We start from the raw sequence: 14109 nt of genomic DNA, 5'->3' as shown, positions 1-14109 counted from the left end.
TGATGACCACTCACAACCACAGACCGCTGCCGCTCACCCTGCTCATGTGGGGACTGGCGCTGATCGTTGCCTTTCTGATTCTTTTTCCGCTCTGGTGGATTTTTATTTCGTCTATTACCCCGGCGGGGGAGCTGTTCTCGAAACCCATTAAATACTGGCCGGACCATCCGACACTTGCCAGCTACCGCTACCTGATTGAGAACGTGGGACTGCTGCCGAAAATCTGGGATACTGCCATTATCGTCGGGCTGTCGATTCTGATCGGGATGATCGTGTCCGTGATGGCTGCCTTCAGCTTCGCCCGGTTCCGCACCAGGGGGCTTGCCATTGCCACCGGCTTCCTGCTGGCCTCCATGCTGATTCCCGACGTCGTCACCGCCCGGCCGCTGTACGATTTCCTGCGCAGCGTGCATCTGTACGATACGCATACCGGACTGATTATTTTGTATATCAGCGGCATTCTTCCGTTCACCATTCTGATTCTGCAAAACTATCTGAACGATATCCCGGTTTCGATCGAGGAGTCGGCGGCGATTGACGGGTGCGGATTTGTCCAGTCCCTGATTTACGTTACCGTTCCGCTGCTCCGTCCGGCGCTGACGACAGTGTGTATCGTCAACTTTATTACCTGCCTGAATAACTTCTTCACACCGCTGTTCTATTCTAACGGAATCTCGGTGCTGTCCACGGCCATTACACAGCTGCCGCTTAGAGACAATATGTATGCCGTGCCGTGGGATCTGGTCAGCGCGATGGGATGGATTATTATTTTGCCGATTATCGTGTTCGTAGCGATCTTCCAGAGACAGATTATGGAGGGAATTATGGCCGGCGGAGTTAAAGGCTGATTAGCTGATGATTAGAAAAAGAAGATGAGAGGAGTCTGTTACTATGGTTGAACATCCGTTTCTGGGAGGGCTGTCGGCGCTTCCCCTGCTCAAAACCGGACGCAGCCGGGCCGTTAACGCAGAGAATCCGAAAGGGGAGAAGGGCAAGGGAGGTATGGCGGCCAGCCATCTCGGCCCTTCCCGCAAAGGCTCGCCCTGCATCCGGGATGTTGCGCCTGGAGCCACTGCCCTGCTGACCGACATTGATGGCCCGGGCATTATTGAACATATCTGGATTACCGTCACTGACCGGACGGAAGCGGACACCTTTGTCTTACGGGACCTGGTGCTGCGCATGTATTGGGACGATGAGACAGAGCCTTCCGTGGAAAGTCCACTCGGGGATTTCTTCTGCAACGGCTTCGGGAGGGGCTGCACCGTCAATTCCCAGGCGATGGTCGTCAATCCGACACGGGGCTTCAACTGCTACTTCCCGATGCCGTTCCGGCGTAAGGCGAGAATTGAAATTGAGAACCAGCATGAAGCGCCGATTCCGGCTCTTTTTTATCAGGTCGATTACTGCCTGCATGATGAACTTCCTGAAGAGACCGCCTATTTTCACGCCCAGTGGAGACGGCAGCGGATCACGAGCAAAGCGGAGGATTACGTTATTCTGGACCATGTGAAGGGCCGCGGACAGTACGTGGGAACCTATATCGCGCTGACGACGCTGGAGCGGTATTGGTGGGGGGAAGGCGAACTGAAGATGTACATCGACGGAGACGATGAATATCCGACGATCTGCGGCACGGGGATGGAGGATTATTTCGGGGGCGCTTGGAGCTTTGCAACACAGCAGAACGGCAGGACCGTGGAGAACACGTACTGTACGCCTTACATGGGCTACCCGTATTATTCCGCTCACGATGAGGAGGTTCATAATTTCTATCATAACGACGACGCGCCGCCGATGCGCGGGTTCTACCGCTGGCATATTCTGGACCCGATCCGGTTCCATGAGGATTTTAAAGTGACGGTACAGCAGATTGGAGTCTATAAAAAAGGCCTGTTCGAGCGTCAAGACGATGTGGCCTCGGTTGCCTACTGGTACCAGACGGAGCCGCACCAGCCGTTCGGGCTGCTGGCGTCCAAGGAAGAGCGTTGGCCTAGATAAGGCGCAGGCCGAGATAAAGCGCAGGTAAATATTTCTTCGTATCTTCCCGCTGGGAATGGCGTTTATACTGGTTGTAAAGCCAGCCAGCTTGCGGCGAAGGGGGAGACGATGCGATGAGATCCAGGCGGGCGATGATGAGATCCAGACGAGAGATAATGAGTTCCAGGCAGGTGATGCTAATCGCAGTCATGCTCCTGCTCACTATTGCAGTGACGGCCTGCGGGGGAAGAAACGGCGTCGTCTATGAGTCAGATGCCGGGAGAACTCAGGTGGAAGATGCCGGGAACTCCGGGCGGCCGCTGAAAATCTTCAACTTCAAGGTGGAGATGGCGGAGCAATTGAATGCGCTGACGCAGCAGTATCAGGAAGAAACCGGCGTGCCCATTGAGCTGGATACCTGCGGCGGGGGCTGCGATTACAGCGCGGAGCTGAAGACGAGGTTTAACTCCGGCGACAAGCCCGATCTGTTCTTCGTGGCCGGGTATACGGATCTTGATCTCTGGGAGGAGTACCTGGAGGATCTGAGCAGTGAACCGTGGGCGGAGGAGATACAGGAGCTGGCCAGACCCGCCACAATGAAGGACGGGCGGATCTACGGGATGCCGCTTGCTATGGAAGGCTGGGGGTTTATTTACAACAAGACCCTGTTCCGCAAGGCGGGTATTGAAACCCCGCCGGTGACGCTCAGCGGGCTGAGAGCAGCGGCGGAGCAGCTTCAAGCGGCCGGCATCCGGCCGTTCGAGAACGGCTATGTGGAATGGTGGGTACTCGGCAATCACCTGCTGAATACCGCCTTTGCCCTGCAGCCTGATCCGGCGGAATTTATTGATGAGGTCAGCAGCGGCAGTGCCAAGCTGACCGGTAACAGCATATTTGACAGCTGGCTGGATCTGATTGACCTCACCCTGGAATATGGTCAGGCGGCGCCGCTACAGACGGATTACTATACCCAAGTGATGCATTTTGCCAAAGGTCAGGCAGCGATGATGCAGCAGGGGAGCTGGACACAGCTGCAGCTGGACAAGCTGGCTCCGGGTCTGGACATCGGCTTCCTGCCCATGCCGGTGAACGATGACAGCGCTAAGATGGATAAGCTTCAGATCGGGGTGGCGAATTACTGGGTCGTGCTTAAGAACTCGGTGATGAAGGAGGAGGCCAAGGCGTTCTTGCGCTGGCTGGCCAGCTCTGAAGCTGGCAAGAAGTTCGTCGTGGACGATGCTCGGCTGATTCCCGCTCTTAAGAGCATACCGGTCCCGGAAGGCCGATTAGGACCACTCGCTGACGACATTATGTCGTACATGAAGGCCGACAAGACACTTCCCTGGCTATGGCAGCGCTACCCGGGATACGAGGCAACCACCTCGCAGATGAGTGTGCAGATGCAGGCTTACATCGGCGGCCAGATCGGCCGCGAGAAGCTGCTGGCTGAATTTCAGCGGATCTGGGAATCGGCGCGGGGGGTTACACATGACAGCCCGGAGTGATTTGAAGCGGGACAGTAATACAATGGGGGCTGCTGCGCTGAGGGATGGCTCCCACGCTCCATAGTCAGTAGCAGTTTTAGAGAAATCCTGCAATAAGTGCAACAATGCTGCCCCATAGAAGCTGTCTATGCTGAAATTCTGCACAAAATGTAACAAATCCAGCTTTAACTTGCTCTAACCACCGGAAATCCTGCAAATGATGCAACATTGCTCCTCAGCCACTAACATTTTTAGAGAAATCCCGCAAAATGTGCAACAATGCTCTCCATACAAGCGACTGGTGAGAGAGTATGAACTTCAGAACGTATGTGAAAACCAAATACCTGGAAAATAGCATAATAGCCTCCAGTCTCCACAATTCAGTGGGACCGGAGGCTATTTGTGCTGGAAATATAGCGAAGATACCTAACGCAGCTTCGCAAAATAACTGCGCAGCGCCCAGCCGCGTTCCTGGCGTTTCTTGTATTTGGGCAAGGAACGGTAGACGGCAAGCGATTCCTCAAAAGCGCGCTTGGCATCGTCTGTCCGGCCCAGTGTCTTGTACATGGAGCCGGCCAGATAATAGGCTTCGCTGGAGGAGGTCTGGATCTCCTGGAATTGGCTCACATAATGGAGCGCCTTGTCCTGGTCGATATGCCGGAAAATCTCGGCCAGACGCAGGTAAGGCTGCCCGTATTGGGCTCTGCGGTTGATCTCAAGGCCTTGAAGCATCTGGGCTTCGCCTTCGGCAAGCTGGCCCAGCTTGAGGTTGGCGTATCCGAGCTCCACCCAGTATTCAGCGGAGGTCTCATAACGGTCGGCGATGGCCGTCAGCAGCTCCTTGGCCTCGCTGTAGCGCTTGCGCTCAATCAGCAGCCGGGCCAGATCGAATTTGGCGGTGACATCGTTCGGGTTCTGGGCAATGGCCGTCCGCAGCCTGGACATCTGGCGGCTGCGGCGGAAAGGCTTGGAGAAGCTGGGTAGAATGCCGACATAACGGCGGTCTACGAAATATAGGACGACGAGCAGAATGATCAGGGCCAGAAAGGGATTGCCGAGCAGACGGTACAGAAGCAGGAAACCTAGAATTTTAATCATGAATATGAATTCCCTCCATTACTTTTGTGGTTCATTTGTGCTTCCTGCAAATTGGATATGAATAGGCAGGGTAATTATACCATATCAACCTTTTTTGAGGCCACGATAAAAGAGACTGGGGGCCCGTTATCCAGTTCCAGGTGATCCATAAGCCCCCAGCTCCTGCCTGCACTGCTGTCATTGACAGGCTGCTGCCGAAGTCATAAGCTTTGTGTACAGTCAGATTGTCTCATCGCTAGATTAGCTCTTATATAACAGTGTATTCAACTAACACTTGGAAAGAAGGATGAACCGTGGAGACATTGGCAAGCAAGGTACAGCTGCGACCTCTGGGACGCTCTGAGCTATCGGTATCTCCGCTTGGCCTGGGCTGCTGGCAGTTCAGCCGGGGAAGCGGAATCGTAGGCCGCTACTGGAGCAATATCACAGACGCGGATATTCTGGATATCGTACGGGTCAGCCTGGAAGGCGGCATGAACTGGGTGGATACCGCAGAAATCTATGGTGGAGGCAAATCGGAGGAAGCATTGGCTCATGTGCTGGATCAGCTTCAGCAGGAAGGCAACCCGCATGCGGCTCCGCTGATTGCCACTAAATGGTGGCCGATGCTGCGGACAGCAGGCTCGATTACCTCCACGATTGATCAGCGGATTGCTTGCCTGGGCGGCAGAGGTATTGATCTGTACCAGATCCACCAGCCGTTCTCCTTATCCTCGATTGCCAGTGAGATGAAAGCAATGGCGGGACTGGTACAGGCCGGCAAAATCAGGTATGTCGGGGTAAGCAATTACTCAGCTAAGCAGATGGTGGAAGCGCACCGTATCTTGCAGACCTACGGACTTACCCTGGTCTCCAATCAGGTCAAATACAATCTGCTGCACCGCAGCATCGATCAGAACGGCATCATGGCTGCGGCCAAGGAGCTGGGTATCTCGATCATCGCCTATTCCCCGCTCCAGCAGGGTATCCTGACGGGACGGTTCCACGCAGATCCGTCGCAGATTAAGGCAGTCTCGCGGTCCCGGCGGATGATGTCCGGCCTGGACGACAAGAGCCTGGCCCGCAGCAAGCCGTTGATCACCTCCCTGACCGCACTGGCTGACAAATATGGGTGTACACCGGGACAGATTGCGCTTAATTGGCTGATTCATTATCATGGCGACACCGTAGTTGCGATTCCCGGCGCTTCCAAGGTCCGTCATGCCCGGGAGAATGTCGGCACCATGACCTTCCGGCTGGAGCCGGAGGAGCTGGAGCTGCTGAATGAGGCCTCCTGGGCTGCCTTGAAGAAGTAACCCGTAAGCAATCCATAAGTCTGGTGGTGAACGCATATGAATGAGAAGGTTTGGCTGGTGGTACAGTATCCCTTGAAGAGCGCAAAGGGAAGTAAGCGTGATGAATGGCTTAGAGAGAAGGTGACCGAATACCTGAATCTCTTCCTGGCGGATGCCGAGCTTGGTTATGTGGATGGCTTTGATATGGGGAAAAATATGGCTGACCCGGCCAAATATGTGTTTAATCTGTTCTGCGTAGTGACGGATGAAGCACGCGGAATTCCCCTGGTCAAAAGAGTCTTAAAAGATCACAGGCTGGACTATACTCGCATCACCATCGCCACAATGCCTTTTGATGGCGGAGAAACGTATACACTGAAGTATGCCGCTAAGAAAGGCGTGACTGATTTTTCGTTATAAGTTTTTCTTAATATCAATCAGGGGTTGTGTATTACGTAACGTGATACAGTACGATTGGTGTAAGAGGTGATTCAAATGAATAATATTATAAGAATGCTGTCCGTGAACCAAGATTTCAGAATGGCTGTTGCGGATACCCGCCAGATAGCTGCAAAAGCATTAAATACGTTTACCGGGACAGCCAACATGCGGAGCCTTTTGCAGGAGATCATAACGAATTGTGCATTATTTTCTTCCATTAATGATGCTCCTTCCAAAATAAGCTTTTCTTTTCGTCTTTCCCAAGGAGTCTCTATTTTTTGCCAGATCACTGATGCGAAGTTTACTATGGAGTATAGTGCTGAAATTATTAAATTTGACGGGACAGCCGCTGATCTATTTGACTTTAGATCTGTAGTGTCGATAACTACAGGGAATTGGGAGACGGGGATACACACTAGTACAGTTGAGGCGCATATGGATAGCGTTGTTATGCTGTTTTCTCACTTTACAGTACAGAGTGAGCAGCTTCCAAGTCATATTATACTCGGTGAGGACAACGCTTCCCGAGGGATTTTGATGCAGCCCTTACCCTTTGCAGATAACAAATTGATGGGAAAGGCTGCTTATGAAGTGGTACATCAAGTTAAGGAATTGGGACAACTGCCTTGGGTGCAGATTCCCGGGAAGTTGTCCTATTTAGCAAAGGTAATCTCAGAAAATACGATAGAGTAGAGTGTATGACTATGGAAAAATATATTAAAACTAAGGATTTTGCTGAGCTGACTGGTGTTAGTGTCCGTACCTTGCAATACTATGATGAAGTAAAAGTTCTTACTCCAGCCTATATCAATGAGCAGGGGCACCGGTTTTATGACTCTGATTCCTTCTCCAGTATGTTTGTCATTCTTTCACTTAAAGATATGGGGATGACGCTCAGCGATATTCAGCAATATCTCCACAAAGACAGCTTTGACATCAGGCTCTTCATCCGTGAGGAAAAAGGCAGGATCGAGACAGCGCTATCGGATCTGCAGCTTCGATTCATGCGTCTGTCCGTTCTCGAGGAGAAGGTTAGTGAGGAGCAGGACGTAACCCCTTATATTCTTCCGCTTTTTTCACAGCTGCCGGATACAGGCGATCTTCCCAAAGGCAAACCGGCCTCCTTTAACCTCAAGCTTTGGAATACCTTCATCAAGGAATTGAATTTCTGTGCTGAACACCGCTTGTCTGCAAAAGACGATAGAGCGGGAAAATGTGTTCAATATTGGAAAAAGAATATTCTTGAGGCAAATCAGGTACCGGAGGATACGGTAAAGAAATCAGAGGAATATTATCAGCAGAATCCGGCGAACACTTTTGGAATCACGCAGGCAAATTACCGTTATTTAGTCCAGTTGATTGATGAGTATGAGACTGACTTGTAAGCCATAACAAAGAGCAACGATTCTCCATGACGGGAGAACCGCTTGCTCTTTTTATTTGGATGAATTTATAGCATCATTACCTATAATTCGTATAAAACTGTTTAGGACTGGAAAGAGCGGTTTATATAAGGGATAAGATGCTTCGCACTCACGCAAATAAGGTGAAGATTATGGAAGGAGGTTGAACTTCAATGAGTATGAGCGTACATAACCTTATGGCTTTTAATCATCAGTTTTTTAGACCTCAGCCCGTTGTCCATCCCAAAGCGCAGAGACAGGAAGACAAAGTCCAGAGCTTTCAGGAGGTCCTTAACGAGAAGCTGAGCAGCTATGGCGACAAGAAGAAATAAGCAAGCAATAGAGCCGCAGAACTATTTTATGCAGAAGACATCGCAGCAAATCATAGAGCCTTCAGCAAAAGTTGCAAAAAGGTGCCTCCCGGAACTCGGAAGGCACCTTTTTGCTGTGCGCTGGACAGGGTAGCACCTGCTTCATTCTGCTGACCGGCAAATTAACGTTTGCTTCGAACGCGCTTTGATTTACGCAGCTTGGGTTCGGAGCCCGGCGCCTGCCGCATGATCCATTTCAGATAAGCGGCAATCTGCGGGTCGCTGCGCAGTCTCTCCAGTGTCGTAAGGCCAAGAACAACGAGATCGCTGTTGGTATACAAGGCATGAATCTGCCGGTGGCAAGCCTTGCACAGAAGGGCAGTCGGGAGCAGGCTGCCGCCTTTCTCGCGGGGGATCAAATGATGAACGGTAGTTACAAGAGGAGAACGGCCGCACAGCTCACACGTGTCCAAGGCCCGGGCAGTCATATCTTAAGGCCGGACTTCGAAGAATTCACAGCGGCTGCGCGAGTAATAGGTCAGATCACTGACCCTCGACTGGATCACAACATCCGAATCCGTGAACCGCACAATAGTAGCGCCGGAATTCACCAGATGGTCATCCTGGAAGACGCGGACGGGTAGCTTGCGGTCAATCGCTTCCTGCAGATCCTGGTCAGTGAATAGTGGTCGGTTGATGGGCATGGATATAAATCTCCTTTATATAGGGATAACTGTTGTACAGCAAATACAATTAGTATACCTGGGTCCAGGCTTCAAATCCACTTCGGCAGCTTCCGCTTTGAAGTTAAATCAGAATAATTTCCACCATAAATCGGCAATATGCCTCCTCAAAAAAAATCGTGGCCTACGGTACACTGAATCTTGTAAAAGAAACCTTTGAGAGGGGTACAGAGGAATGAAAAAAACAAAGAACCTGGCGCTGGCGCTGGTCTCCATCATGCTCATGAGCTCACTTGCGGCGTGCGGAGGAAGTAACAACGGCGGCAACAAGGCTGCAGAAGGAAATTCGGGTAACAAGGGAGCAAGCACAGCAGCACCCGCAGCTGAAGGAGACAAGACAGAGCCAGCAGAGAAGGTCGAACTGTCGTTCTGGACGCTGGGCAACGTGAACTATGAAGAGCTGGCTGCTGCCTACACCAAGGAACACCCTAATGTAACTATTAAAATTCAGAATACCGGTGACCAGACGGCTCACCACAACAATCTGACCACAGCACTCTCGGCGGGTTCAGGCGCACCTGATATTTTCCAGCTTGAGATCGGTTTCATGGAACGCTTCCTGGGAGCCCAGGACAAATTCTACAACCTGAATGACCTCGGAGCCAAAGACATCCAGGCCAACTATCTCGACTGGAAATGGAAGCAGGCTTCCTCCATCGACGGCAGCTTCCAGCTTGGACTTCCGACGGATATCGGCCCTACAGTAGTCTACTACCGTACTGACCTGGCTGAAGCCGCCGGCTTGCCGGCTGATCCTGAGGGCTTCGGCGCAGCCATCGATACATGGGACAAATTCGCTACGGTAGCGAAAGCGTTCAAAGACAAGACAGGCAAGTATTTCTCCGACTTGACCGACCTGACGTACAATGCGCTTCGTGACCAGTCGGCGGACGAGATCTATTTCAGCAAAGCAGACGGCAGCTTCATCGGCGATACCAATCCGCAGGTGAAGAAAGCGTATGACTTTACCGTTAAAGGCATTCAAGAGGGCTGGATCAGCAATGTCATGCTCTGGTCGCCTGAATGGGGCCAAGGCATGAACGATGGATCGTTCGCTGTCGTGATGGGTCCGGCCTGGATGGCCGGCAATATCAAGAGCAACGCGCCGGACTCCTCCGGCAAATGGAGAATTGCCCAGCTTCCTGAGGGCGCCGGTAACTGGGGCGGTTCGTTCATCACGCTGCCGAAGGAAGGCAAGCACTCCAAGGAAGCCTATGATTTCATCCAGTGGCTCGTGAACAAGGATAACCAGCTGGAATCCTTCAAGACCAAAGGCCTGATGCCTTCAATCCCTGCACTGTACGAAGATCCTGCGTTCGTTGATTTCAAGGATGACTTCTTCGGCGGACAGCAGACGGCGGTCGAATTCGGCAAAGCGGCTAACCGCGTGAAGCCGGTATACTACGGACCGCTGCATGACCAGACCGATACCTTCTTCAAGAATGCACTGAAGAACGTGCTGGAGAAGAAAGCCGATCCGGCCAAAGAGTGGGACGATGCTGTCAAGCAATCAAAAACGCTTGCAGAACGCGGCTAACCTGTAATATGCGGGGAACAGACTTCCCCAAATGTCCGGATTCACGGAGTAATCTCTCTGTGAATCCGGATTTAGATATGAATTCTCTGGAGGTGTGACATGGCTGAGCCCGTAATTACGAGTCCGCATGCCGAGAGCAAACGACCTTTCTTCACTGAACAAAGACGGAGCCGCATCACTGCGTATACTTTCATTTCACCGTTCTTTATTCTGTTCTCGATATTCGGACTATATCCAATTTTCTTCACATTCTATTTATCGTTCTTCAAGTGGGATGCCTTAGGTCCAATGAAATACGTCGGCTTCAAAAACTTCGAGCTGATCACCACGGACCCGACCTTCTGGATCTCCTTCAGCAACACGCTGATTATGGGGCTGATGGGTACTGTGCCGCAGGTTATGCTGGCGCTGCTTCTGGCGGTGCTGCTGCATTCGGGGATGACCCGGTTCAAGAAGACCTTCCGCATCCTCTATTTCATGCCGAATATCACTTCGATCGTGGCGGTTACACTGGTATTCAGTACGCTGTTCGGTAATAACGGGATGATCAACTGGCTGCTTAACGGAATCGGGTTAGAGAGCATGGCCTTCAACTCCGGCTGGTGGGGGGTCAAAATTGCCATCTCCACGATGGTCATGTGGCGCTGGACGGGCTACAATGCGATCCTGTTCCTCTCGGGCCTGCAGAGTATTCCGATGGATCTGTACGAATCGGCCAAAATCGACGGGGCCAACCGCAGACAGCAGTTGTTCTTCATCACACTGCCCCTGCTTAAGCCGTTCATTATCTTCGTATCCCTGCAATCCACCATTGGTGCGCTGCAGCTCTTCACAGAGCCTTATGTCTTCCTCGGCCAATCCGGCACCGGATCTACCCGGCAGGAAGGGATTACGATGGTTACTTATTTGTACAGTGAGGCCTTCCGCAACGGCTTCTTCGGTACAGCGGCGGCTACAGCGGTTCTGCTGTTCCTCGTTACGATTCTGTTCTCTGTCCTCAATATGCTGATCTCCAGAGGCGGCGGCAGACAGACTGGAGGGAAAAAAGCGTGAGCACACTGCGTATGTTTAGAAAAAAACCGGATGATCTCGGCTTCTTCGGCAAGCTGGGCTTCTATCTTCTGCTGATTCTCGGAGCACTGGTCTCCATCTTCCCGTTCTATTGGATGTTTGTGGTCGGGACCAATGACAAGGGAGCCGTGTTCCACGTACCGCCGCTGCTCACCATCGGAGACCAGTTCTTCGAGAACTTCAAGCGGGTGCTGGACAAATCGGACTTCTTCCAGGCGCTTGGCAACTCGCTGTTCGTCTCGTCCATGGTGACGGTCTCGGTCGTGTTCTTCTGTACGCTGGCCGGGTATGCTTTTGCCAAATATGAATTCCCCGGTAAAAACGTGCTGTTCGTATTCGTTATTGCCACCCTGATCGTTCCCCAGCAGCTTGGCGTACTGCCAACCTATGTCATTATGGCCAAGCTTCACTGGATCGACAGCTTCAAGGCGCTGATTGTTCCGGCTATGGTCAATGCCTTCGGCATCTTCTGGATGCGGCAGTACATCTCCTCGGCCGTGCCTACCGAGCTGATTGAAGCCGGACGTATTGACGGAGGAGGCCACTTCCGGATTTTCTGGAGGATTGCCGTTCCGGTCATTACACCCGCGATGGCTACCCTGGGTATTCTGAATTTCATGACGGTATGGAATGACTTCTTCTGGCCGCTGGTGGTCTTGAAGAACAAGGAGCATTTCACGATTCAGATTGCATTGCAGCAGCTGTTCACTACACGTGACGGTCTTGATTACGGGATGATTATGTCCGCTACCTTCACGGCCACGCTGCCGCTGCTGGTTGTCTTCCTGCTGTTCAGCCGCTGGGTCATTGCCGGACTGACTTCAGGTGCCATCAAGAGTTAACTGTCTGTCTATTCAATAAGTAAGAGGATTTACAGAATGCTGTGAAGAATAATAATCAAGTGGAAACGGTTTTGCCGTCCTTTACAAGGACGGCATTCGTTTCAGCGAGAAATAGAAGGATAAGTTATCGTGTGAAACCTATGAATTCTTCTATTTGGACAGAGACCGCAGGAGGAAGGGACCCGTCATGAAGCTCCGCCGCAAAATCTTGTTCGCTATTATTCTTCTTGTATTCATTCCCGTGATTGTCATGGGGATTGTGACGTATGTGAATTATTCGAATGCTATGGAGAAGAAATCAAGTAATTTCTACTGGATCTCCCTGCTGGAGACGGACCGCAAGCTGAAGTTCGCCCTCAGTGAGATTTCATCGATCACCAATTCAGCTATTACGCAGCCTGCGATCCAGCAGTCGCTGAAGCAGCAGAATTTCGTCCTCACCTATGACCGCAAGCAGGAAATCAACAACCTGCTGATTAACCATCCGATGATCACCTCGTTCAGCCTGTACGGGAAAGACCGGCTGTTGTACCAATACAATGCGCCGATGTCTTTTGCGGATATGCACAAGCAGGTCTGGTTCGGAGCCATGGAGGCTGCCGAAGGGCGTCCTGTCTGGTCCGGTCCCGGAGAGAACGGCTCGGCCAGCGGCGATAAGCCGGTGCTGGTCCATGCCAGAGTGATTAAGGACTATTATTCGCTGGAGGATATCGGCTATCTGGTTGTATATGTGAAGCCGGATCTGCTTGATCAGATTTTCTGGGAGGCTGCGACCCTGAAGAAAGGGGATATCCTGCTGGTCAACAAGCAGGGCAATATCGTCTTTAACAAGTCCGGGGAGCATATCGGGGAACGGACGGATTTTCCTTTTTTGCAGGAGAATTATAACCAGGAGCAGGACTATTACATTGATAATTATCAAGGGGAGCGGTCACTGATCACTTTCCTGCCTTCACATAACGCGGACTGGTATCTGGCGGCCATTACGCCGATGAACCTGATCTCCTCTGAATCGGTCTCCATACGCAATATTGCGATTATTCTCGGCATGGTGTCGCTGCTGTCGGCCTTCCTGTTCGACCGTTATTTCATCCGCAGGCTTGTCCGCAGCATTAACAGCGCCGTGAACGGCATGAAGCGGGTCAAGCAGGGGATCTTCACCCCGATTCCGGTACCGCTGCGGGCCAATGATGAGAGCGATTCCCTGATTGACGGCTTCAACCGGATGAGCTCGCAGATCAATGAGCTGATTGACCAGGTCCAGACCGAGCAGGGACGCAAAAAGGAAGCGGAGATGCAGGCGCTGATGGCCCAGATCAACCCGCATTTCATCTATAATTCACTGGAATCGATCAACTCTATGGCGGTGTTGGCAGGCAACCGGGATATCAGCAAAATGGTCATCTCGCTCGGCCGGCTGCTGAGGATCAGCATCAGCCAGAATCAGGAGCTGATCCCGCTGCAGATGGAGTTCGAGCATGTCCGCCATTACCTGGATATCCAGAAGTTCCGGTTCGAGGACAAATTCTCCTATGAGCTGGACTTGCCGGAGCCGCTGAAATACGTGATGACCCAAAAGCTGATTGTTCAGCCGATTGTGGAGAACGCTTTGTATCATGCCATTGAGCAGATGGAGGAGCACGGGACCATTACAGTCACCGCCCAGGAGAACGGCAAGGATATTATCATTATTGTGAAGGATAACGGGCCGGGCTTCGATCTTGAGGTGCTGATGAGCCAGTGGAACAAGGAGCGGAGCAATCCCAAGAAATACAGCGACAGCGGGGTTGGGCTGAAAAATGTGCATGAGCGCCTGAACATCCGGTTCGGCAATCCCTATGGCATTCTGGTCTGCTCCTCACCGGGCTTCGGATCAGCCATCTGCATCCGGATTCCGAGGATACAGCCGTCATGAGAGGGAGAAG

The 14109-nt window shown here is 52.0% G+C and carries 16 protein-coding genes; 12 read left to right on the top strand and 4 right to left on the bottom strand.

Features of this window, described 5'->3' with window-relative positions:
- Nucleotides 1–2: 2 nt before the first annotated feature.
- Both C173_RS23630 and C173_RS23625 read left to right on the top strand, forming a co-directional pair.
- Nucleotides 3–848: a carbohydrate ABC transporter permease gene (locus C173_RS23630; protein WP_036729246.1), complete on the top strand. Its 846-nt coding sequence runs from the start codon at nucleotides 3–5 to the stop codon at nucleotides 846–848.
- A gap of 43 nt (nucleotides 849–891) precedes the next feature.
- Nucleotides 892–2001 carry a glycoside hydrolase family 172 protein gene (locus tag C173_RS23625; RefSeq protein WP_036729243.1) on the top strand — a complete coding sequence of 370 codons (1110 nt, stop codon included), beginning with the start codon at nucleotides 892–894 and terminating at the stop codon, nucleotides 1999–2001.
- Here C173_RS23625 and C173_RS34525 read toward each other — a convergent pair.
- Nucleotides 1994–2191: a hypothetical protein gene (locus C173_RS34525; protein ID WP_162174710.1), complete on the bottom strand. Its 198-nt coding sequence runs from the start codon at nucleotides 2189–2191 to the stop codon at nucleotides 1994–1996. The genes C173_RS23625 and C173_RS34525 overlap by 8 nt on opposite strands.
- Here C173_RS34525 and C173_RS23620 point away from each other — a divergent pair.
- Nucleotides 2190–3485 carry an ABC transporter substrate-binding protein gene (locus C173_RS23620; protein WP_235191995.1) on the top strand — a complete coding sequence of 432 codons (1296 nt, stop codon included), beginning with the start codon at nucleotides 2190–2192 and terminating at the stop codon, nucleotides 3483–3485. The two genes, C173_RS34525 and C173_RS23620, sit on opposite strands and share 2 nt — an antisense overlap.
- Before the next feature lie 405 nt (nucleotides 3486–3890).
- Here the strand turns inward: C173_RS23620 and C173_RS23615 are convergent, their stop codons facing one another.
- Nucleotides 3891–4562, bottom strand: coding sequence for a tetratricopeptide repeat protein (locus tag C173_RS23615; protein ID WP_036729239.1), 672 nt, complete (start codon nucleotides 4560–4562; stop codon nucleotides 3891–3893).
- Nucleotides 4563–4855: 293 nt separating this feature from the next.
- Here C173_RS23615 and C173_RS23610 point away from each other — a divergent pair, with 293 nt between their 5' ends.
- From C173_RS23610 to C173_RS34730, 5 genes are all read left to right on the top strand, one after another.
- Nucleotides 4856–5857: an aldo/keto reductase gene (locus C173_RS23610; protein WP_036729236.1), complete on the top strand. Its 1002-nt coding sequence runs from the start codon at nucleotides 4856–4858 to the stop codon at nucleotides 5855–5857.
- A 36-nt stretch (nucleotides 5858–5893) separates the two neighbouring features.
- Nucleotides 5894–6256 carry a hypothetical protein gene (locus C173_RS23605; RefSeq protein WP_036729234.1) on the top strand — a complete coding sequence of 121 codons (363 nt, stop codon included), beginning with the start codon at nucleotides 5894–5896 and terminating at the stop codon, nucleotides 6254–6256.
- A 75-nt stretch (nucleotides 6257–6331) separates the two neighbouring features.
- Nucleotides 6332–6970 carry an Hsp33 family molecular chaperone HslO gene (locus tag C173_RS23600; protein ID WP_036729231.1) on the top strand — a complete coding sequence of 213 codons (639 nt, stop codon included), beginning with the start codon at nucleotides 6332–6334 and terminating at the stop codon, nucleotides 6968–6970.
- A complete protein-coding gene (locus tag C173_RS23595) occupies nucleotides 6904–7662 on the top strand; it encodes a MerR family transcriptional regulator (RefSeq protein ID WP_155991620.1) in 759 nt (252 codons plus the stop codon). Before C173_RS23600 ends, C173_RS23595 begins: the two co-directional genes overlap by 67 nt.
- 191 nt (nucleotides 7663–7853) lie before the next feature.
- Nucleotides 7854–8012: a hypothetical protein gene (locus C173_RS34730; RefSeq protein WP_200869583.1), complete on the top strand. Its 159-nt coding sequence runs from the start codon at nucleotides 7854–7856 to the stop codon at nucleotides 8010–8012.
- 161 nt (nucleotides 8013–8173) lie between these two features.
- On the opposite strand, the gene C173_RS23590 is transcribed toward C173_RS34730, so the two are convergent.
- Nucleotides 8174–8479: an HNH endonuclease signature motif containing protein gene (locus C173_RS23590; protein WP_036729225.1), complete on the bottom strand. Its 306-nt coding sequence runs from the start codon at nucleotides 8477–8479 to the stop codon at nucleotides 8174–8176.
- 3 nt (nucleotides 8480–8482) lie between these two features.
- Nucleotides 8483–8695 carry a hypothetical protein gene (locus C173_RS23585; RefSeq protein ID WP_036729223.1) on the bottom strand — a complete coding sequence of 71 codons (213 nt, stop codon included), beginning with the start codon at nucleotides 8693–8695 and terminating at the stop codon, nucleotides 8483–8485.
- Between the two features lie 214 nt (nucleotides 8696–8909).
- Between C173_RS23585 and C173_RS23580 the strand changes: the two genes are divergently transcribed.
- From C173_RS23580 to C173_RS23565, 4 genes are all read left to right on the top strand, one after another.
- Complete coding sequence (locus C173_RS23580) at nucleotides 8910–10271, top strand: ABC transporter substrate-binding protein (protein WP_036729219.1); 1362 nt, start codon at nucleotides 8910–8912, stop codon at nucleotides 10269–10271.
- Nucleotides 10272–10370: 99 nt separating this feature from the next.
- Nucleotides 10371–11324, top strand: a complete 954-nt coding sequence (locus C173_RS23575; protein ID WP_036729218.1) for a carbohydrate ABC transporter permease — start codon at nucleotides 10371–10373, stop codon at nucleotides 11322–11324.
- Nucleotides 11321–12184 carry a carbohydrate ABC transporter permease gene (locus C173_RS23570; RefSeq protein ID WP_036729216.1) on the top strand — a complete coding sequence of 288 codons (864 nt, stop codon included), beginning with the start codon at nucleotides 11321–11323 and terminating at the stop codon, nucleotides 12182–12184. The genes C173_RS23575 and C173_RS23570 overlap by 4 nt, the downstream gene beginning before the upstream one ends.
- Nucleotides 12185–12371: 187 nt before the next feature.
- On the top strand, nucleotides 12372–14099 hold the full coding sequence (locus tag C173_RS23565; protein ID WP_036729213.1) for a cache domain-containing sensor histidine kinase: 1728 nt from the start codon (nucleotides 12372–12374) through the stop codon (nucleotides 14097–14099).
- Nucleotides 14100–14109 lie beyond the last annotated feature (10 nt).

It is taken from the genome of Paenibacillus sp. FSL R7-277, assembly GCF_000517965.1.
GTDB lineage: Bacteria > Bacillota > Bacilli > Paenibacillales > Paenibacillaceae > Paenibacillus_AQ > Paenibacillus_AQ silagei.
This window is presented reverse-complemented; position numbering and strand designations above follow the sequence as displayed.

What these genes read in the sequence shown, in the direction of transcription:
- C173_RS23620 (WP_235191995.1), top strand. Translation starts at nt 2,190, where the DNA reads ATGCTCCTGCTCACTATTGCAGTGACGGCCTGCGGGGGAAGAAACGGC.
- C173_RS23605 (WP_036729234.1), top strand. Translation starts at nt 5,894, where the DNA reads ATGAATGAGAAGGTTTGGCTGGTGGTACAGTATCCCTTGAAGAGCGCA.
- C173_RS23630 (WP_036729246.1), top strand. Translation starts at nt 3, where the DNA reads ATGACCACTCACAACCACAGACCGCTGCCGCTCACCCTGCTCATGTGG.
- C173_RS23585 (WP_036729223.1), bottom strand. Translation starts at nt 8,695, where the DNA reads ATGCCCATCAACCGACCACTATTCACTGACCAGGATCTGCAGGAAGCG.
- C173_RS23565 (WP_036729213.1), top strand. Translation starts at nt 12,372, where the DNA reads ATGAAGCTCCGCCGCAAAATCTTGTTCGCTATTATTCTTCTTGTATTC.
- C173_RS23600 (WP_036729231.1), top strand. Translation starts at nt 6,332, where the DNA reads ATGAATAATATTATAAGAATGCTGTCCGTGAACCAAGATTTCAGAATG.
- C173_RS23625 (WP_036729243.1), top strand. Translation starts at nt 892, where the DNA reads ATGGTTGAACATCCGTTTCTGGGAGGGCTGTCGGCGCTTCCCCTGCTC.
- C173_RS34525 (WP_162174710.1), bottom strand. Translation starts at nt 2,191, where the DNA reads ATGACTGCGATTAGCATCACCTGCCTGGAACTCATTATCTCTCGTCTG.
- C173_RS23575 (WP_036729218.1), top strand. Translation starts at nt 10,371, where the DNA reads ATGGCTGAGCCCGTAATTACGAGTCCGCATGCCGAGAGCAAACGACCT.
- C173_RS23590 (WP_036729225.1), bottom strand. Translation starts at nt 8,479, where the DNA reads ATGACTGCCCGGGCCTTGGACACGTGTGAGCTGTGCGGCCGTTCTCCT.
- C173_RS34730 (WP_200869583.1), top strand. Translation starts at nt 7,854, where the DNA reads ATGAGTATGAGCGTACATAACCTTATGGCTTTTAATCATCAGTTTTTT.
- C173_RS23615 (WP_036729239.1), bottom strand. Translation starts at nt 4,562, where the DNA reads ATGATTAAAATTCTAGGTTTCCTGCTTCTGTACCGTCTGCTCGGCAAT.
- C173_RS23580 (WP_036729219.1), top strand. Translation starts at nt 8,910, where the DNA reads ATGAAAAAAACAAAGAACCTGGCGCTGGCGCTGGTCTCCATCATGCTC.